This is a genomic window from Leclercia sp. TB492, from assembly GCF_049974505.2.
GTDB classification, from domain to species: domain Bacteria; phylum Pseudomonadota; class Gammaproteobacteria; order Enterobacterales; family Enterobacteriaceae; genus Enterobacter; species Enterobacter adecarboxylatus_C.
On record NZ_CM127572.1, the window covers coordinates 3,332,009 to 3,356,739 of the forward strand.

Here is a 24,731-nt window from a genome sequence, read left to right on the forward strand (position 1 = left end):
ATTAAATCCATATTAATAATAGATTCTTTAAAACCGTGATTCAACATTCCAGGCCAGGAAAAGTCATTACATAAAGTAAAGTTTTTACCCAAAAAAGCGATGTATTTGTCAACGTGGTGATAGTAAAGGATTTATTGCAGGCATAAAAAAACCCCCGCCATTCGGCGAGGGTTCAAATTTTGGTGGAGCTAAGCGGGATCGAACCGCTGACCTCTTGCATGCCATGCAAGCGCTCTCCCAGCTGAGCTATAGCCCCACAATTTTGTTTACGCGCCAGACTCTGTTGGGTTCAGAGTTTGGTGGAGCTAAGCGGGATCGAACCGCTGACCTCTTGCATGCCATGCAAGCGCTCTCCCAGCTGAGCTATAGCCCCATCGCGTAAAGCGTGTCGTGTTGACGGGCGGCATAATATGAATTCCCTTGCTGAGTGTCAACGGCAAATTATCACTCTGGCGTTCAACCGCTGAAAATTCATGCAAATGAATCACATTGCGAGAATGCTCGCAGTCATGAGTTAATCTTGTCACGTTTTCCAGTAAAACGGTGTTATAAAATGAACCACTCATTACCCACACTCTTACTCAGGAAATTGCATGATCAAGGAACGAATGACGCCAGAAGAGTTGGCCCGGCTCACTGGCTATAGCCGACAGACCATCAATAAATGGGTGCGTAAAGAGGGATGGTCCACATCGCCAAAACCTGGTGTTCAGGGCGGTAAAGCGCGTCTGGTCCATGTTAATGAGAAAGTACGGGAATTTATTCGCAATGCGCGTCGAGCCCCGGATGTGGCGACCTTACTGGAAGCAACCCCGGATAACTCGCTGCAGGCCCTGCTGATCACGCTGGCCAACGAAATGACACCGACAGAACAGAAACAACTTACCTCTTTATTACTCCGGGAAGGGATCACCGGATTGTTGCAACGCTTAGGGATTCGCGATCAGAACTGATATGAAAAGATTACGTAGCAAAATGACCACCGAGGAGCTGGCGGATACGCTGGGCGTCGCCAGACAGACCGTAAACCGCTGGGTGCGCAAAAATGGCTGGAAGACGGAAGGGATCAATGGCGTAAAAGGTGGGCGGGCGCGCCTTATCTATATTGATGCGCAGGTGCGTGCGCACATCATGAATATTCCCGCCATTCGTAAACGACAGGCCCTCTACCAGCTGGCAGAGAGCACGGCCAGCTACGGTGACGCCAAGCCGGTTGCCGTGCTTCCTGGGATCATCAACGCGCTGGAGAATATGACCTTAACGGAACAGGAGCGGCTTGAAACGCTGCTTACACGGGAAGGGATACAAGGTTTTCTCGTGCGGCTGAGCATTCATCAGCCTGAGAATTAAAAAACGGCAGGGAAACCTGCCGTTTTATTTTTTTACTTCCTGATTACTGCTGGCTTTCGCGCTCAGCAATAAAGTCGAGCGCTCTGTTGATACGCGCCACGCTGCGGGTTTTACCAATCGCGTGTACCGTAACGTCCAGAGCAGGAGACTGACCGGCACCGGTAACGGCTACGCGCAGCGGCATGCCGACTTTACCCATTCCGACTTCCAGCTCATCCGCTGTCGCCTGAATAGCATGATGCACATTCTCAGCGCTCCACTCGGTAATGGCGGCCAGCTTGTCGCGAACCACTTCCAGCGGCTGACGCGCAACCGGACGCAGGTGTTTCTTCGCGGCGTCGGCATCGAACTCGTCATACTCTTCATAGAAGTAGCGGCAGTTTTCCGCGATCTCTTTCAGGGTCTTACAACGTTCACCCAGCAGTTTAATCAGGTCGGCCAGTTGAGGACCGTTGCGGGTATCGATGTTTGCCTGCTCGATGTGCCACTGCAGCTGGGTCGCAACGTACTCTGGTGGTAGAGTATTGATGTAGTGATGGTTCAGCCACAGCAGTTTATCGGTATTGAACGCACTGGCAGACTTACCCACCGCACTCAGGGTGAAGAGCTGGATCATCTCTTCACGGCTGAAGATCTCCTGATCGCCGTGGGACCAGCCCAGACGCACCAGATAGTTGAGCAGGGCTTCCGGCAGATAGCCGTCGTCACGGTACTGCATCACGCTGACTGCACCATGGCGTTTGGACAGTTTTTTACCGTCGTCGCCGTTGATCATCGACACGTGCGCGTAAACCGGAACCGGGGCATTCAGCGCTTTAAGGATGTTGATCTGACGTGGGGTGTTGTTGATATGGTCTTCGCCACGCACCACGTGGGTGATCGCCATATCCCAGTCATCGACCACGACGCAGAAGTTATAGGTTGGAGAACCGTCGGTACGGCGGATAATCAGATCGTCCAGCTCCTGGTTGCTGAATTCGATCGGGCCGCGGATCTGATCGTCAAAAATGACCGAACCTTCCTGCGGGTTTGCGAAACGCACCACGCACGGCTCGTCCGCGGCGTGATGTTGATGATCGTGGCGGCAGCGACCGTCGTAACGTGGCTTTTCATTATTTGCCATCTGCTCTTCACGCAGGGCTTCCAGACGCTCTTTCGAGCAGTAGCACTTATACGCCGTGCCTGCTTCAAGCATCTCATCAATAACCGCGTTATAGCGATCAAAACGTTTGGTCTGGAAATATGGGCCTTCATCCCACTCCAGGTTAAGCCAGTTCATACCATCCATAATGGCTTCGATTGCTTCCGGCGTGGAGCGTTCGAGATCGGTGTCTTCGATACGCAGCACAAACTCACCGCCCTGGTTGCGAGCAAACAGCCAGGAATAGAGAGCAGTACGCGCGCCGCCGACGTGCAGATAGCCGGTCGGGCTTGGCGCGAAGCGAGTTTTGATTTTCATGAAGTGGCCTTACAGTGATAAAGATGCCGACAACCGGCATATCCTGGAAACGAAAGTGGGCAATATTCTATCACTCCCGCCTGATTCCTCAATCTTGTTGCTGTCAGATCCTTATTCATAGCCGTTTTTGTTTAGAAATCATGCATCACTGGTGGTTTCGCGATCGTTTTGTTTAATTTTACGACGAACGAACAAAATCTTTAGAAAAGCCGTTGACTCATTTTCAACTCTCCCTATAATGCGACTCCACACAGCGGGGGTGATTAGCTCAGTTGGTAGAGCATCTCCTTTACACGGAGGGGGTCGGCGGTTCGAGCCCGTCATCACCCACCATCTACTTCGATAGATGCCGCAGTGTAGATAAGAATTGAGAATGGGCGATTAGCTCAGTTGGTAGAGCATCTCCTTTACACGGAGGGGGTCGGCGGTTCGAGCCCGTCATCGCCCACCATTCTCACCTTATCGATAGCAGTTCCGAAATGGGCGATTAGCTCAGTTGGTAGAGCATCTCCTTTACACGGAGGGGGTCGGCGGTTCGAGCCCGTCATCGCCCACCATTTCGGGTCGTTAGCTCAGTTGGTAGAGCAGTTGACTTTTAATCAATTGGTCGCAGGTTCGAATCCTGCACGACCCACCAATGTAAAAAAGCGCCCTAAAGGCGCTTTTTTGCTATCTGCGATATAGACAATTCGTACCTGCCAAAACTGGTAATTCCCCTCAAGCCATTCTTTACTCTGCCGATATCTCTTTCTTTGGCAGAGGAAATACGCATGACCACCATCCAGGCCTCCACACCTTCCATACAAACTCAAAGCAGTGGCAGCAGCAGTTCCGGCGGCAACGATATCGCTTCTCAGATCAGCCGCATCACGGCCCAGATAACTAAACTGACCCAGCAGCTCAAAGAACTTGCCGATGGAAGCGGTAGCGCTGAGGAAAAAAAGAAACAGCAAGAGCTTATTCAGAATCAGATCGCCATGCTGGAGGCGCAGCTGGCCCAACTGCAACATCGTCAGGCTGAAGAAGCACAACAGAAACAAGAACAAAATCAGGCCAAAGCGGAAGGCATTAATACCCCTTCTGCCGATCACCAGATTGATATCTACGTTTAATGCTCCCCGGCCGTAAACAGTGGATCCCGTATGCGGGCCTCGGTCAGCCGCTGCGCCTGCATACGAACCACCTCCCACAGTGCCTGTGCCGCCCCTGACAAAGAACGGTTCTTACGCCGTACCAGCATCAGCTTACGCTCGACGATCGGCGTGAAACGTTTGACCGTTAACCGGCTCCCCTGGGGCAACGGCAGCGCCAGTGCAGGAAGCACGCTGATGCCAATCCCGGCTTCCACCATCGGAAAGAGCGTGGCGGGATGGCCGATCTCCTGCACAATCGTCGCCTTTACCTGCTGTTCTGCAAGGGCTGCATCAATAAGGGGCCGGCTGCCAGAGGCGTAATCCTGTAACACCAGCTTTGCCCCCTGCAGCGCCTGCCAGGTGACCTGCTCATGAGCGGCAAGAGGATCGTCGTCACGACAGAGCAGTAAGAAGGGCTCCGAGAGCACCTCTTCGCACTCGAGGTCGCTGACCGGCCCCGGATCGATAACGATGCCGAAATCTACTTCCCCCTGACGGATGCTCTCCAGTACCCACTGCTGCGGTCGGTCGTGCAGCACAAAATTGATATCCGGATATTGCTGATTACTCTGCGCGATGCAGTGAGGAATGAGATGTGCCGAAATGGTCTGGCTGGCGGCGACGCGCACCGTCCCGGAGAGCTGCTGCCCTACCCGGCCCACGTCCCGCAACGTACTGGAGAGCTCATCGAGGATCCTCTCCAGCCGGGCCGCCAGCTGATGACCCGCCTCGGTCAGCATCACTTCCCGGGTGGTTCTGTCGATCAGCCGCACGCCGGTCTGCTGCTCCAGCTCTTTCACGCTGTGGCTGACCGCCGACTGGCTCAGGCCGATAATTTCCCCTGCACGGCTAAAACTTCTCGCCTGCGCGACGGTAACAAAAACACGCAACTGTCGTAACGAGTAATTCATCTGTTTTACTCATGAATTGATGCAATAAATCAATTTTATTTCTCAAAAGGAAGAAAGCACAATAGCGCTATCTGTTTTCAGGAGTGTTTATGAAACTTTTCCGCATTCTCGATCCGTTCACCATCACCCTTATCGTGGTTGTCCTGCTCGCCTCCTTCTTCCCCGCCGAGGGTGGCTTTGTGCCGTTTTTTGAAGGCCTTACCACCGCCGCCATCGCGCTGCTGTTTTTTATGCACGGGGCAAAGCTCTCCCGGGAAGCAATTATCTCCGGCGGTAGCCACTGGCGACTGCATCTGTGGGTAATGTGCAGCACCTTTGTCGTTTTCCCGGTGCTGGGCGTGCTCTTTGCCTGGTGGGCGCCGGTCAATGTCGATCCGGCACTCTATACCGGCTTCCTGTATCTCTGTATTTTGCCGGCTACGGTGCAGTCAGCCATCGCCTTTACCTCAATGGCGGGTGGCAACGTGGCGGCGGCCGTCTGCTCGGCGTCCGCCTCCAGCCTGCTGGGGATTTTCCTCTCGCCGCTGCTGGTTGGCCTGGTGATGGATATGCACGGGGCGGAAGGGAGTCTGGAGCAGGTGGGCAAAATCATGCTGCAGCTGCTGCTGCCGTTTGTGCTGGGACATCTTTCCCGTCCGTGGATCGGAGCCTTTGTGGCGAAGCATAAGAAGTGGATTGCCAAAACCGATCAGTCATCGATTCTGCTGGTGGTTTACTCCGCCTTCAGCGAAGCCGTAGTCAATGGTATCTGGCATAAAGTCGGGATCGGATCGCTGCTGTTTATCGTGGTGGTCAGCCTGGTGCTGCTGGCAATTATTATTGGTATCAACGTGTTTGCCGCGCGCCGCTTCGGGTTTAACAAAGCCGATGAGATCACTATTGTCTTCTGCGGTTCGAAAAAGAGCCTGGCGAACGGGATCCCGATGGCCAACATTCTGTTTCCAACTTCGGTGATTGGGATGATGGTGCTGCCGCTGATGATCTTCCACCAGCTGCAGCTGATGATTTGCGCGGTCATGGCGCGTCGCTACAAACGCCAGACCGACGAGTTGCAGGCCCAGGAGCAGGCCCGCACGGCAAAAGTTTAAGGACGACGCAGGGGCTGAACCAGCTGGGTCAGCCCTTCGGTTTTAATCAGCAACGTGAGCGCCATCAGCTCGCCAAGATGCCCGGCAGGAAACTCATCCTTACGGGCAAACCATAGCAGATACTCTTCCGGCACATCAATCAGTCGACGGCCTTTATACTTCCCGAAGGGCATTTCGGTATTGGCTATCTCGATAAGCTGCGCTTTATCCACGTTACTCTCCCAACAGACGCAGCATCTCTGCTTCATCAATCACGTCAATACCCAGCTCCTGAGCCTTTGCCAGCTTGGAGCCCGCCGCTTCCCCGGCAATCACCAGGTCAGTTTTCTTCGACACGCTGCCGGCCACTTTAGCCCCCAGCGCCGTCAGACGCGCTTTGGCATCATCGCGAGAAAGCTGGCTCAGGCTACCGGTTAGCACGACGGTTTTCCCGGCGAACGGGCTGTCGATCTCTTCGGCATTGATCACCTGCGGCGCCGGCCAGCGAATGCCTTCGTTAAGCAGCTGACCGATCACCTCGCGGTTGCTCTCTTCCGAGAAGAAATTAAAGACGTGAGTGGCGACCACAATGCCGACGTCCGGCACCTTTTGCAGCTCGTCAATCGTGGCCTTTTCAAGCGCCTCCAGCGTACCAAAATACGCTGCCAGCCCCGCCGCGGTCGCCTCGCCCACTTCACGGATACCCAGTGCATAGAGGAAACGGGCAAAGGTGGTTTCTTTGGATTTTTCCAACGCGTCGGCCACGTTCTGCGCGGATTTCGGCCCCATCCGATCCAGTCCGGTCAGCTTACCCGGCGTCAGGCGGAACAGGTCAGCCGGCGTATGGACGTACTCTTTCTCAACCAGCTGATCGATGATTTTGTCACCCATGCCGTCAACGTCCATCGCCCGACGAGAGACGAAGTGCTTCAGCGACTCTTTGCGCTGAGCGCCGCAGACTAAACCGCCGGTACAGCGGGCCACAGCCTCGCCTTCAACGCGTTCAACGTCTGAACCGCACACCGGACAGTGGGTTGGGAATTCAACCGCGCGCGTATCTTCAGGACGTTCTGACTCCACCACGTTCACCACCTGCGGGATCACGTCCCCGGCACGGCGGATAACCACCTTATCGCCAATACGCAGCCCCAGACGGTCGATTTCATCGGCGTTATGCAGGGTCGCGTTGCTGACCAGCACCCCTGCCACCTGAACGGGCTCCAGACGCGCAACCGGCGTTATTGCCCCGGTACGACCCACCTGGAACTCCACGTCGCGCACAAAGGTCATCTGCTCCTGCGCCGGGAACTTAAAGGCTACCGCCCAGCGCGGTGCACGGGCGACAAAGCCCAGCTGCTCCTGAAGCGCGAGGGAGTTAACTTTGATCACCACCCCGTCGATATCAAAGCCCAGCGTCGGACGATCTGCTTCGACCTGGCGATAAAACGCCAGTACCGCTTCCGGTGAGTCGCACAACTGCACACGGTTACTCACCGGCAGCCCCCACGCCTTAAACTGCAGCAGGCGGCCCAGATGGGTATCGGGCAGCTCGCCCCCCTCCAGGATACCTACGCCATAGCAGAAGAAGGTCAGCGGGCGTTTTGCGGTAATGCGCGGATCCAGCTGGCGCAACGATCCTGCCGCAGCATTGCGCGGGTTGGCGAAGATTTTGCCACCGGTGCGGCGCGCCTCTTCGTTAATTTTTTCAAAGCCCGCCTGCGGCAGGAACACTTCCCCGCGCACTTCCAGACGTGCCGGAATGTTCTCACCATGCAGCTTAAGCGGGATAGCGCGGATGGTGCGCACGTTGGTGGTAATATCCTCGCCGGTGGTGCCGTCGCCGCGAGTGGCGGCCCGGGTCATCACACCGTTTTCATACAGAATGCTGACGGCAAGACCATCCAGCTTCAGCTCGCAGCACCAGCTCAGGGCATCGGTCTGCTTCAGGCGATCCTGGACGCGTTTGTTGAAGGCGAGGAAGCTCTCTTCGTCGAACACGTTATCCAGCGACAGCATCGGTACTTCATGACGCACCTGGCTGAAAAAGGCCAGCGGCGCGGCGCCGACACGCTGAGTCGGTGAGTCCGGGGTAATTAAATCGGGACGCTGCGCTTCAAGCTCGCGCAGTTCACGCATCAAACGGTCATATTCCGCGTCCGGCACTTCGGGCGCATCCATCACATGATAAAGATATTCATGGTGGCGAAGCGTGGTTCGCAGTTCGGTAAGTTGTTGTTCGATTGAGTCCATGTGTCGCACCATTAATGAGAAAAACCCCCGACATGCGGGGGTTGAGGAGGTGTGAAACAAAACGCGGAAGTTTACGCGTTAGCTTCTTTAACTTCGCGGATGCGGTCCTGATACTCGCGCAGTTTCTGCGGCGTCATCATTCGACGCTGATCGTCGAGCACCATACCGCCGACTTCGTCCGCGATATGCTGGGCAGACTGCAGCATCAGCTTGAAGTTTTGCAGTTCATCGCCATAAGACGGCACCTGCATAAAGATGGTAATGCCCGGGGTAGTGAAATCACCGGTCATCTCCGGATCAAAGGTTCCAGGGTTAACCATATTCGCCAGGCTGAACAGCGATGGGCCGCTTCCGTCCGGGCTCAGATGGCGATGGAAGATGTTCATATCGCCATATTTGAAGCCCGCCTGGTGGATGCTGTTAAGCAGCACTTCGCCATTGATGGTCGTGCCCTGGTGGGCCGCCACGCTCATGACAATAACCGTCTCTTTGCGCTGCGGCTTTTCAACCACTGGCGCAGCTTCAACTACCGGTTCCGACTCGACAACAGGTGCAGGCGCAGGGGCCGGCTGCGGTTGCGGCGCTGGTGCGACAGGCTGAGGTGCCTGCTGCACAACCGGCTGCGGTTCAGGCTGAGCGGCATACTGAGGTTGCTGCACAGGTTGCTGGCGCACAGGCTCATGCTGCTGCGGTTGCGGCTGGTGTACCGGCTCGACCACCGGCTGCGGTGCAGCAGGACGTGGCTGAGCAGATGCGTAAGGCGGCTGGTACTGATGCTGCGGAGGCTGACGAGGCGCTTCTTGCTCCCCATGGCCTGCGCCGGGCGCAGTATTGGCCCGATGAACGCGTACTTCACCCACACCCTCGTCTTCCGTTTCTTCGATATCGTCATCGCTATCGTCGTCACGAGTAGACTTCATGCGCTTCAGTGGGCGATCGCGAAACATAGAAGAGCGCTCTTTACGGCTGGTCCAGAAACCATGTACCAGTAAAGCGATTATGGCGATCGCGCCAACAATGATTAATATCAGACGCAAATCCTGCATCATTATATTCTCTGTTGTTCTAACACCTTGCCACCACGGCAAACATTTACTCACTAAGAGTATTTGCCGATTACGTCAAGTGCAAGTGTATGGGGAGCATTCGCAGCATAAAGATGAACTAAATCGTGCTTTTTGCTGTTTTTTCGAACATTTCCGAACTGGTCAACGCGCCGCAACTGGCTAATATAGGCAGGCAATTTCACTGGTTGTGATAAAAGGAGCTCAACCTGGTTATGGTTTCATCAACATCTTCCCCTCCCCGCAGCGGCGTCTGGTACTTTTCTCAGGGCTGGAAACTGGTTTCGCTGCCGGGTATCCGGCGCTTTGTGATCCTCCCGCTGCTGATTAACATTTTGCTGATGGGGGGCGCCTTCTGGTGGCTGTTTACCCGCCTGGACACCTGGATCCCGGCTCTCATGAGCCACGTTCCCGACTGGCTGCAGTGGCTGAGCTATCTGCTGTGGCCCGTGGCGATCGTTTCGGTGCTGCTGGTGTTTGGCTACTTTTTCTCAACCCTGGCTAACTGGATAGCCGCGCCCTTTAACGGCCTGCTGGCTGAACAGCTGGAAGCGCGGCTGACGGGCGCTACGCCGCCGGACACCGGCGTTCTGGGCATCATGAAAGATCTGCCGCGCATTATGAAACGTGAATGGCAGAAGTTCGCCTGGTACCTGCCCCGCGCTATCGTGCTGCTGATCCTCTACTTTATTCCGGGGATCGGGCAGACGGTTGCCCCGGTGCTATGGTTCCTGTTCAGCGCGTGGATGCTGGCGATCCAGTATTGCGACTACCCGTTCGATAACCACAAAGTCCCGTTTAAAGAGATGCGTACCGCCCTGCGTGTCCGCAAAATGACCAATATGCAGTTTGGCGCGCTGACCAGCCTGTTCACCATGATCCCGTTCCTGAACCTGTTCATCATGCCGGTTGCGGTTTGCGGCGCAACGGCGATGTGGGTTGACTGTTACCGTGATAAACACGCGTTATGGAAATAATGCAAAAATGTGTAAACGGGGGATGGCTTATGCCATCCCTTATTCCATACTGATCCCCATTATTTCCACGCAGCATATAGATATGCGAATTCCTTACTTCCCCATACTTATTCAACAGGTATGCTGGGTCGGTATCCCAATTTCAAACAGTTAAGGACAGGCCATGAGTAAGATTTTTGAAGACAACTCGCTGACTATCGGTCACACGCCCCTGGTTCGACTGAACCGTATCGGTAATGGACGCATCCTGGCGAAGGTAGAATCTCGTAACCCAAGCTTCAGCGTAAAATGCCGTATCGGTGCCAATATGATTTGGGATGCGGAAAAGCGTGGCGTGTTGAAACCTGGCGTTGAGCTGGTTGAGCCAACCAGCGGTAACACCGGTATTGCTCTGGCCTACGTGGCCGCCGCGCGCGGTTACAAGCTGACGCTGACCATGCCGGAAACCATGAGTATTGAACGTCGCAAGCTGCTGAAGGCGCTGGGTGCGAACCTGGTGTTAACCGAAGGCGCAAAAGGGATGAAGGGCGCTATCCAGAAAGCTGAAGAGATTGTTGCCAGCGATCCGGCTAAATATCTGCTGCTCCAGCAGTTCAGCAACCCGGCTAACCCGGAAATTCACGAGAAGACCACCGGCCCGGAGATCTGGGAAGATACCGACGGTCAGGTTGATGTCTTTATTTCAGGTGTGGGTACCGGCGGTACGCTCACCGGCGTGTCTCGCTATATTAAAGGCACAAAAGGTAAAAAAGATCTGATTACCGTTGCCGTTGAGCCAACAGACTCCCCGGTGATTGCCCAGGCGCTGGCAGGTGAAGAGCTGAAACCAGGCCCGCATAAAATTCAGGGTATCGGCGCAGGCTTCATTCCGGGCAACCTGGATCTGAAACTGATTGATAAAGTGGTGGCTATCACCAACGATGAAGCCATCTCTACCGCCCGTCGTCTGATGGAAGAAGAAGGTATTCTGGCTGGTATCTCTTCCGGTGCTGCTGTAGCCGCGGCGCTGCAATTACTTGAAGATGAAACCTTTACCAATAAGAATATCGTGGTTATTCTTCCATCGTCGGGTGAGCGTTATTTAAGTACTGCACTGTTTGCCGATCTCTTCACAGAGAAAGAACTGCAACAGTAGTGCCAGAATGTAAATATCGCGTAAAAAAGCACCCATCCGGGTGCTTTTTTGTGGCCTGCTTCAAAGTTTTATCTCGTCTGGCATTGCTTCACCCTGTTAGCTCTGGTATTTAAGCTGACAATTATTTTGAAGCTCGAAATTAATCGATACACGAATTCCCGCTGCTGAATCGATTTTATGATTTGGTTCAAGTCTTGCTTTCGCGGCATAATGTTTAATGTCGAACGAGACGTCAGCAGCCTGACATGCCAGTACCGGAAATACGTTTGACACATCTGTGCCTCGTGCCGTTAAGCCGGTGCTAACAATACAGGCTAAAGTCCTGCCGCCAGGCTAGACTTTAGTTCCACAACACTAAACCAATAAGTTGGGGAAATACAATGTTCCAGCAAGAAGTTACCATTACCGCTCCGAACGGTCTGCACACCCGCCCTGCTGCTCAGTTTGTTAAAGAAGCGAAAGGCTTCACTTCTGAGATCACTGTGACTTCCAACGGCAAAAGCGCCAGCGCAAAAAGCCTGTTCAAACTGCAGACTCTGGGTCTGACTCAGGGCACTGTTGTGACCATCTCCGCTGAAGGCGAAGACGAGCAGAAAGCAGTTGAGCATCTGGTAAAACTGATGGCTGAGCTCGAGTAAGTTTCCGGGTTCTTTGTAAAAATCAGTCACAAGTAAGGTAGGGTTATGATTTCAGGCATTTTAGCATCCCCGGGTATCGCTTTCGGCAAAGCACTGCTGCTGAAAGAAGACGAGATCGTCATCGACCGGAAAAAAATTTCTGCTGATAAGGTAAATCAGGAAGTTGAGCGTTTTCTGAGTGGCCGTGCAAAAGCATCTGCGCAGCTGGAAACGATCAAAACTAAAGCTGGCGAAACTTTCGGTGAAGAAAAAGAAGCCATCTTCGAAGGGCACATCATGTTGCTCGAAGATGAGGAGCTGGAGCAGGAAATCATAGCCCTGATTAAAGATAAAGGCATGACGGCCGATGCGGCTGCACATGAAGTTATCGAAGGTCAGGCGACTGCCCTGGAAGAGCTGGACGATGAGTACCTGAAAGAACGTGCGGCTGACGTGCGTGATATCGGTAAGCGCCTGCTGCGCAACATCCTCGGCCTGGCCATCATCGATCTGAGCGCGATTCAGGATGAAGTGATCCTGGTTGCTGCTGACCTGACCCCGTCAGAAACCGCACAGCTGAACCTGAACAAGGTGCTGGGTTTCATCACTGACGCCGGCGGCCGTACCTCCCACACCTCTATTATGGCGCGTTCTCTGGAACTGCCTGCCATCGTGGGTACCGGTAGCGTGACCGCACAGGTTAAAAACGACGACTATCTGATTCTGGATGCCGTAAACAATCTGGTTTACGTCAACCCAACCAACGACCAAATTGAACAGCTGCGTGCCGTTCAGGAACAGGTTGCGACCGAGAAAGCCGAACTGGCAAAACTGAAAGATCTGCCGGCAATTACGCTGGATGGTCATCAGGTTGAAGTTTGTGCCAACATCGGCACCGTACGCGACGTTGATGGCGCAGAGCGCAACGGCGCGGAAGGTGTAGGCCTGTACCGTACCGAATTCCTGTTCATGGACCGTGACGCCCTGCCAACCGAAGAAGAGCAGTTTGCTGCTTACAAAGCGGTAGCTGAAGCCTGTGGCTCACAGGCGGTTATCGTCCGTACCATGGACATCGGTGGCGACAAAGAGCTGCCGTACATGAACTTCCCGAAAGAAGAGAACCCGTTCCTGGGCTGGCGTGCGGTGCGTATCGCCATGGATCGTAAAGAGATCCTGCGCGACCAGGTTCGCGCCATCCTGCGTGCTTCCGCTTTCGGTAAACTGCGCATCATGTTCCCAATGATCATCTCTGTTGAAGAAGTGCGTGCACTGAAGAAAGAGATCGAAATCTACAAACAGGAACTGCGCGACGAAGGTAAAGCCTTCGACGAAGCTATCGAAGTTGGCGTCATGGTGGAAACCCCAGCCGCAGCGACGATTGCCCGTCACTTAGCGAAAGAAGTCGATTTCTTTAGTATTGGTACCAACGATTTAACCCAGTACACTCTGGCAGTTGACCGTGGTAATGATATGATTTCACATCTTTACCAGCCAATGTCACCGTCCGTGCTGACGCTTATCAAGCAAGTTATTGATGCTTCTCATGCCGAAGGCAAATGGACTGGCATGTGTGGTGAGCTTGCAGGCGACGAACGTGCTACACTTCTGTTGCTGGGTATGGGTCTGGACGAGTTCTCTATGAGCGCCATTTCCATCCCGCGCATCAAGAAGATTATCCGTAACACGAACTTCGAAGATGCGAAGGTATTAGCAGAGCAGGCTCTTGCTCAACCGACAACGGACGAGTTAATGACGCTGGTTAACAAGTTCATTGAAGAAAAAACAATCTGCTAATCCACGAGATGCGGCCCAATTTACTGCTTAGGAGAGATGGCTAATGGGGTTATTTAGTAAACTGTTCGGTGACAAAGGCAACAGCGACACCGGAACTATTGAGATTGTTGCTCCGCTGTCTGGTGAAATCGTCAACATCGAAGACGTGCCGGATGTCGTGTTTGCAGAGAAAATTGTTGGTGATGGCATTGCTATCAAACCGACCGGTAACAAAATGGTTGCGCCGGTTGATGGTACCATCGGTAAGATTTTTGAAACCAACCACGCATTTTCTATCGAATCTGATAGCGGTATTGAGCTGTTCGTTCACTTCGGTATCGACACCGTCGAGCTGAAAGGCGAAGGCTTCAAGCGTATCGCTGAAGAAGGCCAGCGCGTTAAAGTTGGCGACCCGGTTATTGAATTCGATCTGCCACTGCTGGAAGAGAAAGCCAAGTCTACCCTGACTCCGGTTGTTATCTCCAACATGGACGAAATCAAAGAACTGATCAAACTGTCCGGCAGCGTTACCGTGGGTGAAACCCCGGTTATCCGCATCAAGAAGTAATTTCTTGCCGCACAGAAAAATGGCGCCTTCGGGCGCCATTTTTGTTTGTCAGGCCGGCAGAACCAGCTCGTCGTACCCTTTCTCCTGGGTGTGCTGCATCACCTGCGTTACCCGATCACCTGCCCGGCTTATCGCTGCGGCCACGCTTTCGCGCTGCACCAGGGCGCTCACCAGCTCTGAGCAGAAAAGATCCCCGGTACCTTTCAGATCGGCTTTAATGCGCGGGTGGGCGCTGACCGTCACGTTGTCGTGTGAAACCAGCACCACGTGGATGCTGTTAGCATCACCGGCAACCGGCGCACTGGTGATCGCCACCCACTGTAGCGTATCGGATAACAGGCCTTTGGCGGCGGCAATGGCGCTGGTATTGTCCCGGCACGACTTGCCGCTGAGAACTTCCAGTTCGTAGACGTTCGGCGTAATTCCCTGCGCCAGCGGTAGCAGGTGCTGGCGGTAAGCTTCCGGGATCTCTGGTTTGACGTAGGTTCCGCTGTCGGTGTCACCAATCACCGGGTCCACCAGGATCAGCAGATCGGGATGCTGCGCCTTGACCGCACCCAGCCACTCCGCCAGCAGAGCAATCTGGCTCGCGCTGCCCATATAGCCGGTAGTGACCGCTTTCAGCTCACGCAACACATCGCGCTCGCCCAGCGCTTTCAGGTAGCCGCTGAACCACTCGTCGGGTATCACCCCGCCATAAAAAGTGTCGTAGTGCGGGGTATTGCTGAACAGCACCGTCGGTATCGCCGTCACGTTGAGGTGATGCTGGCGAATATTGGGCACCGCAATGCTGTTACCGACGCTGCCGTACACCACCTGCGACTGCACCGCCACAATGTCGGTCTGCTGCGCCCGGGTTTTGTCCCGGAATAAAATCATTTCCATAGCGTTTAGATCCCTGCGCCCTGCGCATAGCTCTCCTCACCAAACACGCCGGTAGACAGATAGCGATCGCCGCGATCGCAAATAATCGCCACCACCACCGCCCCCGGCGTTGCCGCGGCTACCCGCAGAGCGCCGGCTACCGCGCCGCCAGAACTGACGCCGCAGAAAACCCCTTCGCGCACGGCCAGTTCACGCATGGTATTTTCCGCCTCGCGCTGATGAATATCCAGCACCTGGTCCACAAGCGAGGCATTAAAAATGCCCGGCATGTACTCCGCAGGCCAGCGGCGAATACCCGGAATGCTGCTGCCCTCTTCGGGCTGCAAACCAACAATGGTAACCGCCTTATCCTGCTCGCGCAGAAAGCGGGAGACGCCGGTGATGGTGCCGGTGGTGCCCATACTGGAGACGAAATGGGTGATGCGGCCCTCGGTCTGCTGCCAGATTTCCGGGCCGGTGGTGGTGTAGTGCGCATAAGGGTTATCGGGGTTGTTGAACTGATCCAGCAGCCTGCCTTCACCCCGGTTCGCCATCTCGAGGGCCAGATCGCGGGCCCCCTCCATCCCCTGCTCTTTACTGACCAGAATTAACTCGGCGCCATAGGCCAGCATTGCGGCACGGCGCTCCTGGCTCATGTTATCCGGCATCAGCAGCTTCATGCGATAGCCTTTGAGAGCAGCAATCATCGCCAGCGCAATGCCGGTGTTACCGCTGGTCGCCTCGATCAGCACATCGCCGGGTTTGATTTCGCCGCGCTTTTCCGCCTGAACGATCATCGACAGCGCGGCGCGGTCTTTGACCGATCCCGCCGGATTATTGCCTTCCAGTTTGATCCAGATTTCGCTGCCGTTGTCCGGTCCCATGCGCTGCAGTTTGATCAGAGGGGTGTTGCCGATGGTTTGTTCTAATGTATTCATGATCGCTGTCCAATAAAAAGCCCGGTGGCGCTTACGCTTACCGGGCCTACAGAGAGCATATGGTAGGCCGGGTAAGCGCAGCGCCACCCGGCAAAACTACGTGGGCTTAACCTATCAGGCAGATTCCGCCAGAGCAAGATCTCCACGCGTCTCGATACGATCCTTATCGTGATAAATGCGCGCATGTTGCAGCCCGACAAACAGACGTTCGCCGCGGTATGGCGGCTCCTCGTCGCGCATGACCACCGTCAACGGTTCGTTGTACCAGCCCAGCGGCTGCACGACCAGCTGGGTGTAGTGGCCTTTTGGACTGGCTTCCAGCACCTGTACCGGCAGCGGGGAATCCAGACTGGTGCGACGGCTGACGTCCACTTCCCACGGGCGCAGGAAGAGATCCACCGGCCCCTGATAGCCAGGCGTGTAACCCAGCGGCCAGCGATGGGCGCCAACGTGGAACTGACCGCCGCGAATATGGCCGTGCAGACGGTTCACTTCGCCCATAAACTCCAGCACAAAGCGGGTAGCCGGTTCGCGCCAGAGGTGCTCTGGCTCATCAACCTGCTCGATATTCCCCTGGCTCATCACCACCACCCGGTCGGCCACTTCCATCGCCTCTTCCTGATCGTGGGTGACGAAGACGCTGGTGAATTTCAGCTCTTCATGCAGCTGACGCAGCCAGCGACGCAGCTCTTTACGCACCTGTGCATCCAGTGCGCCGAAGGGCTCATCCAGCAGCAGGATCTGCGGCTCAACCGCCAGGGCACGGGCCAGCGCCACGCGCTGTTTCTGCCCACCGGAGAGCTGGGCCGGATAACGGTCCGCCAGGTGTGCCAACTGCACCATCTCCAACAGTTTGGTCACTTTCGCTTTGATGGTGGCGGCGTTTGGGCGTTCACGACGCGGCAGTACCGTCAGGCCGAAGGCGATGTTGTCGAACACCGTCATATGGCGGAACAGGGCGTAATGCTGGAACACGAAGCCCACCTTACGATCGCGCGCATGCAGGCGGCTGACGTCGGTACCGTGGAAGCGAATATGCCCGCTGGTCTGATGCTCCAGACCGGCAATAATACGCAGCAGCGTAGTTTTACCGGAGCCAGACGGCCCCAGCAGCGCCACCATTTGTCCGGAAGGGATATCCAGCGAGATATCGTTCAGCACCTGGGTGCGACCAAAGGACTTCTTAATATTGGCAATCTCAATGCTCATGATTTCCCTCCTGATGCTGGCGTTTGGCCTGATTCTCTAAACGCCACTGCACCATACTCTTTAAAAACAGGGTCAAAATAGCCATCAGCGTCAGCAGGGCTGCGGCGGTAAAGGAACCGACGGTGTTATAGTCCTGCTCCAGCAATTCAATTTGTAACGGCAGCGACAGGGTTTCGCCGCGGATCGAGCCGGAAACCACCGACACCGCGCCAAACTCACCAATCGCGCGGGCGTTAGTCAGCACCACGCCATACAGCAGCGCCCAGCGGATGTTGGGCAGCGTCACGCGACGGAACATCTGCCAGCCGGATGCGCCCAGCAGTACCGCCGCTTCGTCTTCATGGCTGCCCTGGCTGAGCATCACCGGCACCAGCTCGCGCACCACAAACGGACAGGTCACAAATACCGTCACCAGCACCATGCCCGGCCAGGCGAACATGATCTGTAAGTTATGTTCATCCAGCCAGCCGCCCAGCGGGCCGTTGGAGCCGTAGAACAGCAGATAGACCAGACCGGCCACCACCGGCGACACCGCAAACGGAATATCCAGCAGGGTCAGCAGCAGCTGGCGGCCCGGGAAGTTAAAGCGCGTCACCAGCCAGGCCAGCAAAACGCCGAAAACCAGGTTCACCGGCACGGTAATCAGGGCAATCATTACCGTCAGCCAGATGGCATGCAGCATGTCCGGATCGGCCAGATTTTGCAGCGCGGGCATGATCCCTTTGCTGAACGCTTGGACAAAGATGTACACCATAGGCACAACGAGAATAAAGGCGGACACCAGCACGCCCGTCCCTATCAGGAACCATTTCCCCCAGTTAATACGGGGCGCGTCGTAGCGCTTCAATTCAGTAACTTCCGCCATCAGTGACCTACCACGCGTCGACCAAAGCGACTTTGCAGAGTGTTAATTGAGAACAGCAGCAGCAGCGAGGCCGCCAGGATCACCGAGGCAATCGCGCTTGCCGCCGGGTAATCAAACTCCTGCAACCGGATAAAAATCATCAACGAGGTGACTTCCGTTTTCCACGCGATATTACCGGCGATAAAAATCACCGCGCCAAATTCACCGAGGCTGCGGGTAAACGACAGCGCTACGCCCGCCAGCAGCGCGGGAGAGAGCTCCGGCATGACCACTTTGCAGAAGCTCTGCCAGCGCGTCGCGCCGAGGGTTTCTGCCGCCTCTTCGTATTCCGGACCCAACTCCTCCAGCACCGGCTGCACGGTACGCACCACAAACGGGATGCTGGTAAAGGCCATCGCCACCGCAATGCCAAGCCAGGTATAGGTCACTTTGATATCAAACTTCGCCAGCCACTCGCCGTAAAGCCCGTTCACCGAGAACAGCGAGGCCAGGGTTAAACCGGCCACGGCGGTAGGCAGCGCAAACGGCAGATCCATCAGCGCATCCAGCAGCGTGCGGCCCGGGAAGCGGTAGCGGGTTAAGATCCACGCCATCAGCAGGCCGAACACGCCGTTGAAGATGGAGGCGACAAACGCCGACAGCAGCGTCACCTTATAGGCCGCCACCACCTGCGGGTTGCTGATCACCTCCCAGTACTGGGACCAGCTCATCTCAGAGAGCTGGACCACCAGCGCACTGAGCGGTAACAACAAAATCAGACAGACGAACAGCAGGCTGGTCCCGAGGCTTAAGGTAAAGCCCGGCAGCACACGTCTGGAGGAAACTGCAAACATTACTTACGCCCCGCCGCCAACAATTTGTCCAACTCACCGCCGCTGGCGAAGTGCGTTTTCATCACCTCAGGCCAGGAGCCAAAATGGTCTTCCACGCGGAACAGCTCGGTCTGCGGGAACTTATCTTTCAGCTTGTTCATCACGTCCGGGTTATTCACGCGATAGTAGTAATCGGTGATCACGGTCTGCGCCTGCGGGCTGTAGAGATAGTTGAGATAGGCTTTTGCCGCCTTCTCAGTGCCGTTTGCCTGCACGTTTTTATCCACCCAGGCGACCGGGAACTCCGCCAGCACGTTGGTTTTTGGGATAACCACTTCGAAGCCCTGCGCTTCATACTGTTTGCGAATGTTGTTCACTTCCGATTCAAAGCTGATCAGCACATCGCCCAGACCGCGCTCGGCGAAGGTGGTGGTCGCGCCGCGTCCGCCGGTATCAAACACTTCGACGTTTTTCAGGAACTGGGTCATGAACTGCTCGGTTTTGGCCTTATCATCACCGTCAGCTTTATCCGCAGCCCCCCAGGCGGCCAGATAGGTATAGCGGGCGTTGCCGGAGGTTTTCGGGTTCGGGAAAATCAGCTTCACGTCAGAACGCACGAGGTCGTTCCAGTCATGAATGTTCTTCGGGTTTCCCTTACGCACCAGGAAGCCCATGGTGGAGTAGAACGGCGAGCTGTTATTGGGCAGACGGCTCTGCCAGTCGGCCGGGAGCAGCTTGCCTTTGTCGTGCAGGATCTGCACGTCGGTAATCTGGTTGTAGGTCACCACATCCGCTTTCAGCCCCTGCAGGATCGCCAGCGCCTGTTTGGACGAACCGGCGTGAGACTGTTTGATGGTCAGCTTGTCGCCGTTATTATCCTTCGCCCACTGCTGTTCAAACGGCGGGTTCAGGGCGGCAAACAGCTCGCGGGAGACGTCGTAAGAGCTGTTCAGCAGCTCGGTTGCCTGCGCCTGAGCGACCAGCAACACTGAAGCTGCCAGCACCAGAGATCCTTTTTTCAGTACAGTAACGGCCATTGCGCACCCTAAGAGTTGTGATGATTTTCTTAGGGTCATCATATTTATAACGAGTACTAAAGGAGTAACGGTTTTATATACCGTTTGGTGATTTAGAAGCAGAAAAGGGAATAAGGCATTACTCCCCTCTCCCCTGTGGGGAGAGGGTCAGGCTGAGGGAATTACAGTGCAAGCAGACGCTCAACGGACGGCGCAAAGTAGTAGCCGCCGGTGACCGGCTTAGTGAAGCGCAGCATGGCGTCACGCTTGCCGTCGGTATCCCCGAACATGCTCAGCAGCTGCTGTTCGATGTTATACAGACGCGCACAGTAGGCGCAGAAGTAGAGACCGTGCGTACCGCTGGCGGTGCCGTACGGCAGGCTCTGGCGCACAATCTTCAGCCCTTTGCCGTCTTCTTTGAGATCCACACGGCTCAGGTGCGAGGTCGCCGGACGGTCATCGCCGTCGATCTCCTCGTTGGCCTCTTTGGTGCGGCCAATCATCATCTCCTGATCGTGTACGCTCATACGGTTAAGCTGTTTGAGGTTGTGCTCCCAGCGCTGGACGAACACGTAGCTGCCGCCCGCGTCCACGCCCTCTTTGATGACCGCCACGTCACGACGGACCTCATCCCCTGCCGGGTTTTCGGTGCCGTCAACGAAGCCGCTCAGATCGCGCTCTTCCACCCAGCGGAAACCGTGGATCTCTTCTTTCACTTCGACGCAATCGCCAAAGGCGGCCATCGCGGCCTGGGCAATGGAGAAGTTCACATCGTGACGCAGGGAGAGAATATGGATCAGCACGTCGTACTGGGTGGCCGGGGCCAGACCTTTGCCGTAAGGGACAAAGTCTTTCAGCTCTTCGGCCCCTTCCCCACCGCTCAGCTGACGCCAGACGTTGTGGCCGAACGCCACCACCGCGCCGCAGTGGGCATCCGGGAATTTGACCTGGAAGGTGGCCAGTTTATCGATAAAAACTTTGCTGGCCGCACGCAGGGCATCAATATCCCCTTTGACATTGGCTTCAATCCAAATCGCCGCGCGGCAATGTTCTGGCAAAATGCCACTCTGAACCTGAGACATCGCTCCTCCTGAAAAAAAGATGCCACGACGTCGTGGCATTGTTGGCGGCGATTATACCCGCTTTTTCAGCGAGGCGGCTTGTCCAGGCGCAATTTACTGCTGCCAGATAATTTTGCTGATTTTCCAGTTCTTCAGCGTGTCGTCAGACGGCATCAACCCCTCCGGGCCGCTCCAGGTTCCGCTAAACTGGTAGCTGATATGCTGGCTGCCGTCGGCCTTACACTCCACCGTTACGCTGTCATCACCCGGCACGCTGACGCAGTTGCCGTAGGCTTTCTGATACAGGTCGCTGAACGGGGTCCCGATCTTCACGCCATTGTCGGTTTCGATCTCGCTGTCCAGCACCTCCATGCGCCCGACAGTGGATTTATCACCGTTAATCACCAGCGCCAGCTGGTCATCTTTCATCGCTTCAAAGTAGTGCACGATGGTACCGTTCTGCGTTTTCATGCCGCTACGCAGACGGTAATCGCCGCCTAACGCCGATTCGATGGCGCTCTGTTCCAGCGCCGTAGCGGCACTGAGATTCCCCACGCCCTGCTCGGTCACCTCCGTGGATGAACCGAACCAGTTCCAGGGGTAGGCCGCAGACCAGTTCACGGCGGAGAGCGTTGAACAGCCCGTCAGGACAACGGGGAGCGCGCATAACAGTAAACGCAGCGATTTCATCGGGAGATCCTTTCTGGTTAATTTGACGCTTGTTGGAGTGCAGCATCGCTAAAAAGTGCCGTTTAATCTTTTTCAGGCGTAAAACAGGCGCGCAGGCGGGGATGGGTCAGCAGCCACAGCAGCGCCACGATATCGGCTACCAGCAGCGCAATGCCCGGCCCACTCACGGCCTCACCGTTGAGCCACAGCAGGGGTTGCCAGCCCAGCAGCACGCCCTGGGCGAGGATCAACAGCCAGCGCAGCGCGCGCCACAGGCGCGGCACGAGATGGCGCCGCCCGCTCAGTAAAAAGGCCAGCACCGCCGGGATCCCCGGCAGCAGCCCGAGCCAGAAGTTATCGTGGTCCGGATAAAACAGGTTCAGCAGGGTATTGCCCTGATCGCGGGAAGCCCCGGCCAGCACGAACAATACCCAGGTGCGCGCCTGAAGCAGCAGCACGCACCAGAACAGAAACGGCAGGCGAACCCGACCGTGGCTGTCATAGTCCCCGGGGTGAAAATCAATACTCTTCATCTTCTATCAGGCGTTTGCCCAGCGTCAGCACGTCGGCATGTTCATAGTTGAGACGCTCGTACATACCCAGCACCACGTCATTATCTTCACGCACCATGATCTGAATCTTCGGACAGCCCCGGGCGATCAGTTTCTTTTCCAGACGATTGAGCAGCGCGTTGGCAATGCCACGCCCGCGAAACTCCGGGTGAACCCCCAGGTAGTACGCCGAACCACGATGCCCGTCGTAGCCGCCCATCACCGTGCCCACTACTTCGCCATTCACTTCCGCGACCAGAAACAGACTGACGTCATGGTTGAGCTTGCGCTCGATGTCCATCTCCGGATCGTTCCACGGTCGCAGTAGATCGCAGCGCTCCCAAAGGGTGATCACCTCTTCGAAGTCTGCCTGGCGAAAAACGCGTATCTCCATGGTATTAACCGCCTTTTTGGGTTTAAAAACAGTGATTATGACGCGAACGCCCTCTTTCGCCAATATCCAGCGAAAAAGGTCAGGAAATTTGGCATAATGGCACTTTGTCACGTATTGAAATGAAAAGTAAAACAATTCGCCACATGGACTGTCGTAACGGAAAAGACGATACGATATAACACCAGGACCCCAATTTTTACAATTCAGGCCGCATGAGCACATTCAAACCATTAAAAGCACTCACATCGCGTCGTCAGGTTCTCAAAGCGGGGCTGGCGGCCTTAACGTTAACGGGCATTGCAAAGCAGGCTCAGGCAAAAGACGAAAGCACCCTTAAAACCAGTAACGGACACAGCAAGCCGAAAACTAAAAAGCCCGGTGCGAAGCGTCTGGTAATGCTCGATCCGGGCCATGGCGGCATCGATACCGGCGCCATAGGCCGTAACGGCTCTAAAGAAAAACATGTCGTGCTGGCGATTGCAAAAAACGTCCGGGCGATTTTACGCAGCAACGGCATTGACGCCCGCCTGACCCGCTCCGGCGACACCTTTATTCCGCTGTACGACCGGGTGGAGATTGCCCACCAGCACGGTGCCGATCTGTTTATGTCGATCCACGCTGACGGCTTTACTAACCCCTCGGCGGCGGGTGCTTCGGTATTTGCCCTTTCCAATCGTGGCGCCAGTAGCGCCATGGCAAAATACCTCTCTGACCGTGAAAACCGTGCGGATGAAGTGGCCGGAAAGAAGACCACCGACAAAGATCATCTGCTCCAGCAGGTGCTGTTTGACCTGGTGCAAACCGACACCATCAAGAATAGCCTGACCCTCGGCTCGCATATTCTGAAGAAGATTAAGCCGGTGCACCGTCTGCACAGCAAGGGTACCGAGCAGGCGGCGTTTGTGGTGCTGAAATCCCCGTCGATTCCCTCTGTGCTGGTGGAAACCTCCTTTATCACCAACCCGGAAGAAGAGCGATTGCTGGGCACCAGGGCGTTTCGCCAGAAGATCGCCAACGCCATCGCCTCCGGGATCATCAGTTACTTCAACTGGTTCGATAACCAGAAAGCGCACTCCAGGAAACGTTAATGAAACCCAATGCACAGCTGGTCAAAACCTTTCTGCTGCAGTTGCAGGATGAAATTTGCCAGAAACTGAGTGCCGTCGATGGCGGTGAATTTCAGCAGGATGAGTGGCAGCGCGAAGCCGGCGGCGGCGGGCGCAGCCGCGTGCTGCGTAACGGCGGCGTGTTCGAGCAGGCCGGGGTTAACTTTTCCCACGTTCACGGCGATGCCATGCCCGCTTCGGCCACCGCGCACCGCCCGGAGCTGGCGGGCCGCAGCTTCGAAGCGATGGGGGTCTCGCTGGTGGTGCATCCGCATAACCCCTACGTGCCCACCAGCCATGCCAACGTGCGCTTTTTTATCGCCGAAAAACCGGGTGCCGATCCGGTGTGGTGGTTTGGCGGCGGCTTCGACTTAACGCCTTTCTACGGGTTTGAGGAAGACGCAATCCACTGGCACCAGACCGCGCATGACCTGTGCCAGCCCTTTGGTGAGGACGTCTACCCGAAATACAAGAAATGGTGCGATGAGTACTTTTATCTGAAGCACCGTGACGAGCAGCGCGGCATTGGCGGGCTGTTCTTTGACGATCTGAACACCCCGGATTTTGATACCGCCTTTAGCTTTATGCAGGCGGTGGGCAACGGCTATACCGACGCTTATTTACCCATTGTCGAGCGGCGTAAAAGCCACGATTACGGCGTGCGCGAGCGCGAGTTCCAGCTCTATCGTCGGGGGCGTTACGTGGAGTTCAATCTGGTGTGGGACCGCGGCACGCTGTTCGGCCTGCAGACCGGCGGGCGCACGGAGTCGATTCTGATGTCGATGCCGCCGCTGGTGCGCTGGGAGTATAACTTTGATCCGAAAGAAGGCAGCCGCGAGGCTGCCCTGAAGGAGTTTATTAAGGTTCGGGACTGGATTTAATTGCCGGGCGGCGCATTCGCTTGCCCGGCCTACAAAACCTGTAGGTCGGATAAGCGAAAGC

The 24,731-nt window shown here is 55.7% G+C and carries 26 protein-coding genes and 6 tRNA genes; 15 read left to right on the plus strand and 17 right to left on the minus strand.

The annotated features are described in order from the left end of the window. Positions 1-180: 180 nt before the first annotated feature. Together ACP4QI_RS15715 and ACP4QI_RS15720 are read right to left on the minus strand one after the other, a co-directional pair. Positions 181-256, minus strand: a tRNA-Ala gene (locus ACP4QI_RS15715). A 41-nt stretch (positions 257-297) separates the two neighbouring features. Next, positions 298-373: transfer RNA gene (locus tag ACP4QI_RS15720), tRNA-Ala, on the minus strand. 220 nt (positions 374-593) lie between these two features. Between ACP4QI_RS15720 and ACP4QI_RS15725 the strand changes: the two genes are divergently transcribed. Next, entirely contained in the window at positions 594-953 is a 360-nt protein-coding gene (locus ACP4QI_RS15725) for a YfeC-like transcriptional regulator (RefSeq protein WP_142486630.1), read from the plus strand. 1 nt (position 954) lies between these two features. Further along, a complete protein-coding gene (locus ACP4QI_RS15730; RefSeq protein ID WP_156264312.1) occupies positions 955-1,350 on the plus strand; it encodes a YfeC-like transcriptional regulator in 396 nt (131 codons plus the stop codon). A gap of 43 nt (positions 1,351-1,393) precedes the next feature. Here ACP4QI_RS15730 and gltX read toward each other — a convergent pair whose 3' ends face one another. Beyond that, the gene (gltX, locus tag ACP4QI_RS15735; RefSeq protein WP_285129015.1) at positions 1,394-2,809 is read right to left on the minus strand and encodes a glutamate--tRNA ligase; all 1,416 of its coding nucleotides are present in this window, start codon (positions 2,807-2,809) and stop codon (positions 1,394-1,396) included. A 257-nt stretch (positions 2,810-3,066) separates the two neighbouring features. On the opposite strand from gltX, the gene ACP4QI_RS15740 reads away from it, so the two are divergent. The 5 genes from ACP4QI_RS15740 to ACP4QI_RS15760 all read left to right on the plus strand — a co-directional run bounded on the left by ACP4QI_RS15740 (position 3,067) and on the right by ACP4QI_RS15760 (position 3,921). Continuing rightward, positions 3,067-3,142 (plus strand) — tRNA-Val (locus ACP4QI_RS15740). Positions 3,143-3,184: 42 nt separating this feature from the next. Further along, a tRNA-Val gene (locus ACP4QI_RS15745) sits at positions 3,185-3,260 on the plus strand. Positions 3,261-3,290: 30 nt separating this feature from the next. Then, positions 3,291-3,366, plus strand: a tRNA-Val gene (locus tag ACP4QI_RS15750). Positions 3,367-3,370: 4 nt separating this feature from the next. Continuing rightward, positions 3,371-3,446, plus strand: a tRNA-Lys gene (locus ACP4QI_RS15755). A 133-nt stretch (positions 3,447-3,579) separates the two neighbouring features. Then, positions 3,580-3,921, plus strand: coding sequence for a FlxA-like family protein (locus ACP4QI_RS15760; RefSeq protein ID WP_142486632.1), 342 nt, complete (start codon positions 3,580-3,582; stop codon positions 3,919-3,921). Here ACP4QI_RS15760 and ACP4QI_RS15765 read toward each other — a convergent pair. Next, positions 3,918-4,853, minus strand: coding sequence for a LysR family transcriptional regulator (locus tag ACP4QI_RS15765; protein WP_426495817.1), 936 nt, complete (start codon positions 4,851-4,853; stop codon positions 3,918-3,920). The genes ACP4QI_RS15760 and ACP4QI_RS15765 overlap by 4 nt on opposite strands. An 89-nt stretch (positions 4,854-4,942) precedes the next feature. On the opposite strand from ACP4QI_RS15765, the gene ACP4QI_RS15770 reads away from it, so the two are divergent. Then, complete coding sequence (locus ACP4QI_RS15770) at positions 4,943-5,941, plus strand: bile acid:sodium symporter family protein (protein ID WP_142486634.1); 999 nt, start codon at positions 4,943-4,945, stop codon at positions 5,939-5,941. Here the strand turns inward: ACP4QI_RS15770 and ACP4QI_RS15775 are convergent. From ACP4QI_RS15775 to zipA, 3 genes are all read right to left on the minus strand, one after another. Next, the gene (locus ACP4QI_RS15775; RefSeq protein WP_032612964.1) at positions 5,938-6,153 is read right to left on the minus strand and encodes a DUF3820 family protein; all 216 of its coding nucleotides are present in this window, start codon (positions 6,151-6,153) and stop codon (positions 5,938-5,940) included. The two genes, ACP4QI_RS15770 and ACP4QI_RS15775, sit on opposite strands and share 4 nt — an antisense overlap. A gap of 1 nt (position 6,154) precedes the next feature. Further along, the gene (gene ligA, locus ACP4QI_RS15780; protein ID WP_156264314.1) at positions 6,155-8,170 is read right to left on the minus strand and encodes an NAD-dependent DNA ligase LigA; all 2,016 of its coding nucleotides are present in this window, start codon (positions 8,168-8,170) and stop codon (positions 6,155-6,157) included. A 71-nt stretch (positions 8,171-8,241) separates the two neighbouring features. Next, positions 8,242-9,219 (minus strand): cell division protein ZipA, encoded by a 978-nt coding sequence (gene zipA / locus ACP4QI_RS15785; RefSeq protein ID WP_426495818.1) that lies wholly within the window; start codon positions 9,217-9,219, stop codon positions 8,242-8,244. Positions 9,220-9,449: 230 nt separating this feature from the next. Here zipA and cysZ point away from each other — a divergent pair, with 230 nt between their 5' ends. The 5 genes from cysZ (at position 9,450) to crr (ending at position 14,304) form a co-directional block, all read left to right on the plus strand. Further along, on the plus strand, positions 9,450-10,211 hold the full coding sequence (gene cysZ, locus ACP4QI_RS15790; RefSeq protein ID WP_426495819.1) for a sulfate transporter CysZ: 762 nt from the start codon (positions 9,450-9,452) through the stop codon (positions 10,209-10,211). Positions 10,212-10,374: 163 nt separating this feature from the next. Then, positions 10,375-11,346, plus strand: coding sequence for a cysteine synthase A (gene cysK / locus ACP4QI_RS15795; RefSeq protein ID WP_106994669.1), 972 nt, complete (start codon positions 10,375-10,377; stop codon positions 11,344-11,346). A gap of 380 nt (positions 11,347-11,726) precedes the next feature. Further along, positions 11,727-11,984: a phosphocarrier protein Hpr gene (ptsH, locus tag ACP4QI_RS15800; RefSeq protein WP_000487600.1), complete on the plus strand. Its 258-nt coding sequence runs from the start codon at positions 11,727-11,729 to the stop codon at positions 11,982-11,984. Positions 11,985-12,029: 45 nt separating this feature from the next. Next, complete coding sequence (gene ptsI, locus ACP4QI_RS15805) at positions 12,030-13,757, plus strand: phosphoenolpyruvate-protein phosphotransferase PtsI (RefSeq protein WP_142486637.1); 1,728 nt, start codon at positions 12,030-12,032, stop codon at positions 13,755-13,757. 43 nt (positions 13,758-13,800) lie between these two features. Next, positions 13,801-14,304: a PTS glucose transporter subunit IIA gene (gene crr / locus ACP4QI_RS15810; protein ID WP_032612978.1), complete on the plus strand. Its 504-nt coding sequence runs from the start codon at positions 13,801-13,803 to the stop codon at positions 14,302-14,304. A gap of 48 nt (positions 14,305-14,352) precedes the next feature. Here crr and pdxK read toward each other — a convergent pair whose 3' ends face one another. From pdxK to ACP4QI_RS15860, 10 genes are all read right to left on the minus strand, one after another. Next, the gene (pdxK, locus tag ACP4QI_RS15815) at positions 14,353-15,189 is read right to left on the minus strand and encodes a pyridoxine/pyridoxal/pyridoxamine kinase (protein ID WP_426495820.1); all 837 of its coding nucleotides are present in this window, start codon (positions 15,187-15,189) and stop codon (positions 14,353-14,355) included. 5 nt (positions 15,190-15,194) lie between these two features. Then, a complete protein-coding gene (gene cysM / locus ACP4QI_RS15820) occupies positions 15,195-16,106 on the minus strand; it encodes a cysteine synthase CysM (RefSeq protein ID WP_426495821.1) in 912 nt (303 codons plus the stop codon). Between the two features lie 114 nt (positions 16,107-16,220). Continuing rightward, positions 16,221-17,315 carry a sulfate/thiosulfate ABC transporter ATP-binding protein CysA gene (gene cysA / locus ACP4QI_RS15825; RefSeq protein WP_142486640.1) on the minus strand — a complete coding sequence of 365 codons (1,095 nt, stop codon included), beginning with the start codon at positions 17,313-17,315 and terminating at the stop codon, positions 16,221-16,223. Then, positions 17,305-18,180 (minus strand): sulfate/thiosulfate ABC transporter permease CysW, encoded by an 876-nt coding sequence (cysW, locus tag ACP4QI_RS15830; protein ID WP_142486641.1) that lies wholly within the window; start codon positions 18,178-18,180, stop codon positions 17,305-17,307. The genes cysA and cysW overlap by 11 nt, the downstream gene beginning before the upstream one ends. Beyond that, a complete protein-coding gene (gene cysT / locus ACP4QI_RS15835) occupies positions 18,180-19,013 on the minus strand; it encodes a sulfate/thiosulfate ABC transporter permease CysT (protein WP_142486642.1) in 834 nt (277 codons plus the stop codon). Before cysT ends, cysW begins: the two co-directional genes overlap by 1 nt. Next, on the minus strand, positions 19,013-20,029 hold the full coding sequence (locus tag ACP4QI_RS15840; RefSeq protein WP_142486643.1) for a sulfate ABC transporter substrate-binding protein: 1,017 nt from the start codon (positions 20,027-20,029) through the stop codon (positions 19,013-19,015). Before ACP4QI_RS15840 ends, cysT begins: the two co-directional genes overlap by 1 nt. A gap of 161 nt (positions 20,030-20,190) precedes the next feature. Further along, the gene (locus tag ACP4QI_RS15845) at positions 20,191-21,090 is read right to left on the minus strand and encodes a Dyp-type peroxidase (RefSeq protein ID WP_142486644.1); all 900 of its coding nucleotides are present in this window, start codon (positions 21,088-21,090) and stop codon (positions 20,191-20,193) included. Between the two features lie 93 nt (positions 21,091-21,183). Then, on the minus strand, positions 21,184-21,759 hold the full coding sequence (locus tag ACP4QI_RS15850; RefSeq protein ID WP_426495822.1) for an RpoE-regulated lipoprotein: 576 nt from the start codon (positions 21,757-21,759) through the stop codon (positions 21,184-21,186). Positions 21,760-21,821: 62 nt separating this feature from the next. Further along, the gene (locus tag ACP4QI_RS15855) at positions 21,822-22,271 is read right to left on the minus strand and encodes a DUF2919 domain-containing protein (RefSeq protein WP_142486646.1); all 450 of its coding nucleotides are present in this window, start codon (positions 22,269-22,271) and stop codon (positions 21,822-21,824) included. Then, complete coding sequence (locus tag ACP4QI_RS15860) at positions 22,258-22,683, minus strand: GNAT family acetyltransferase (RefSeq protein WP_142486647.1); 426 nt, start codon at positions 22,681-22,683, stop codon at positions 22,258-22,260. Before ACP4QI_RS15860 ends, ACP4QI_RS15855 begins: the two co-directional genes overlap by 14 nt. A 212-nt stretch (positions 22,684-22,895) precedes the next feature. On the opposite strand from ACP4QI_RS15860, the gene amiA reads away from it, so the two are divergent. Together amiA and hemF are read left to right on the plus strand one after the other, a co-directional pair. Further along, positions 22,896-23,771, plus strand: a complete 876-nt coding sequence (gene amiA, locus ACP4QI_RS15865) for an N-acetylmuramoyl-L-alanine amidase AmiA (RefSeq protein ID WP_142486648.1) — start codon at positions 22,896-22,898, stop codon at positions 23,769-23,771. Continuing rightward, positions 23,771-24,670, plus strand: a complete 900-nt coding sequence (gene hemF / locus ACP4QI_RS15870) for an oxygen-dependent coproporphyrinogen oxidase (protein WP_285111388.1) — start codon at positions 23,771-23,773, stop codon at positions 24,668-24,670. The genes amiA and hemF overlap by 1 nt, the downstream gene beginning before the upstream one ends. Positions 24,671-24,731 lie beyond the last annotated feature (61 nt).

What these genes read in the sequence shown, in the direction of transcription:
- ACP4QI_RS15730 (WP_156264312.1), top strand. Translation starts at nt 955, where the DNA reads ATGAAAAGATTACGTAGCAAAATGACCACCGAGGAGCTGGCGGATACG.
- amiA (WP_142486648.1), top strand. Translation starts at nt 22,896, where the DNA reads ATGAGCACATTCAAACCATTAAAAGCACTCACATCGCGTCGTCAGGTT.
- cysA (WP_142486640.1), bottom strand. Translation starts at nt 17,315, where the DNA reads ATGAGCATTGAGATTGCCAATATTAAGAAGTCCTTTGGTCGCACCCAG.
- ACP4QI_RS15725 (WP_142486630.1), top strand. Translation starts at nt 594, where the DNA reads ATGATCAAGGAACGAATGACGCCAGAAGAGTTGGCCCGGCTCACTGGC.
- ACP4QI_RS15855 (WP_142486646.1), bottom strand. Translation starts at nt 22,271, where the DNA reads ATGAAGAGTATTGATTTTCACCCCGGGGACTATGACAGCCACGGTCGG.
- zipA (WP_426495818.1), bottom strand. Translation starts at nt 9,219, where the DNA reads ATGATGCAGGATTTGCGTCTGATATTAATCATTGTTGGCGCGATCGCC.
- cysK (WP_106994669.1), top strand. Translation starts at nt 10,375, where the DNA reads ATGAGTAAGATTTTTGAAGACAACTCGCTGACTATCGGTCACACGCCC.
- ptsH (WP_000487600.1), top strand. Translation starts at nt 11,727, where the DNA reads ATGTTCCAGCAAGAAGTTACCATTACCGCTCCGAACGGTCTGCACACC.
- ligA (WP_156264314.1), bottom strand. Translation starts at nt 8,170, where the DNA reads ATGGACTCAATCGAACAACAACTTACCGAACTGCGAACCACGCTTCGC.
- ptsI (WP_142486637.1), top strand. Translation starts at nt 12,030, where the DNA reads ATGATTTCAGGCATTTTAGCATCCCCGGGTATCGCTTTCGGCAAAGCA.
- gltX (WP_285129015.1), bottom strand. Translation starts at nt 2,809, where the DNA reads ATGAAAATCAAAACTCGCTTCGCGCCAAGCCCGACCGGCTATCTGCAC.
- hemF (WP_285111388.1), top strand. Translation starts at nt 23,771, where the DNA reads ATGAAACCCAATGCACAGCTGGTCAAAACCTTTCTGCTGCAGTTGCAG.
- ACP4QI_RS15765 (WP_426495817.1), bottom strand. Translation starts at nt 4,853, where the DNA reads ATGAATTACTCGTTACGACAGTTGCGTGTTTTTGTTACCGTCGCGCAG.
- crr (WP_032612978.1), top strand. Translation starts at nt 13,801, where the DNA reads ATGGGGTTATTTAGTAAACTGTTCGGTGACAAAGGCAACAGCGACACC.
- pdxK (WP_426495820.1), bottom strand. Translation starts at nt 15,189, where the DNA reads ATGGAAATGATTTTATTCCGGGACAAAACCCGGGCGCAGCAGACCGAC.
- cysM (WP_426495821.1), bottom strand. Translation starts at nt 16,106, where the DNA reads ATGAATACATTAGAACAAACCATCGGCAACACCCCTCTGATCAAACTG.
- ACP4QI_RS15760 (WP_142486632.1), top strand. Translation starts at nt 3,580, where the DNA reads ATGACCACCATCCAGGCCTCCACACCTTCCATACAAACTCAAAGCAGT.
- cysT (WP_142486642.1), bottom strand. Translation starts at nt 19,013, where the DNA reads ATGTTTGCAGTTTCCTCCAGACGTGTGCTGCCGGGCTTTACCTTAAGC.
- ACP4QI_RS15860 (WP_142486647.1), bottom strand. Translation starts at nt 22,683, where the DNA reads ATGGAGATACGCGTTTTTCGCCAGGCAGACTTCGAAGAGGTGATCACC.
- ACP4QI_RS15770 (WP_142486634.1), top strand. Translation starts at nt 4,943, where the DNA reads ATGAAACTTTTCCGCATTCTCGATCCGTTCACCATCACCCTTATCGTG.
- ACP4QI_RS15845 (WP_142486644.1), bottom strand. Translation starts at nt 21,090, where the DNA reads ATGTCTCAGGTTCAGAGTGGCATTTTGCCAGAACATTGCCGCGCGGCG.
- cysZ (WP_426495819.1), top strand. Translation starts at nt 9,450, where the DNA reads ATGGTTTCATCAACATCTTCCCCTCCCCGCAGCGGCGTCTGGTACTTT.
- cysW (WP_142486641.1), bottom strand. Translation starts at nt 18,180, where the DNA reads ATGGCGGAAGTTACTGAATTGAAGCGCTACGACGCGCCCCGTATTAAC.
- ACP4QI_RS15850 (WP_426495822.1), bottom strand. Translation starts at nt 21,759, where the DNA reads ATGAAATCGCTGCGTTTACTGTTATGCGCGCTCCCCGTTGTCCTGACG.
- ACP4QI_RS15840 (WP_142486643.1), bottom strand. Translation starts at nt 20,029, where the DNA reads ATGGCCGTTACTGTACTGAAAAAAGGATCTCTGGTGCTGGCAGCTTCA.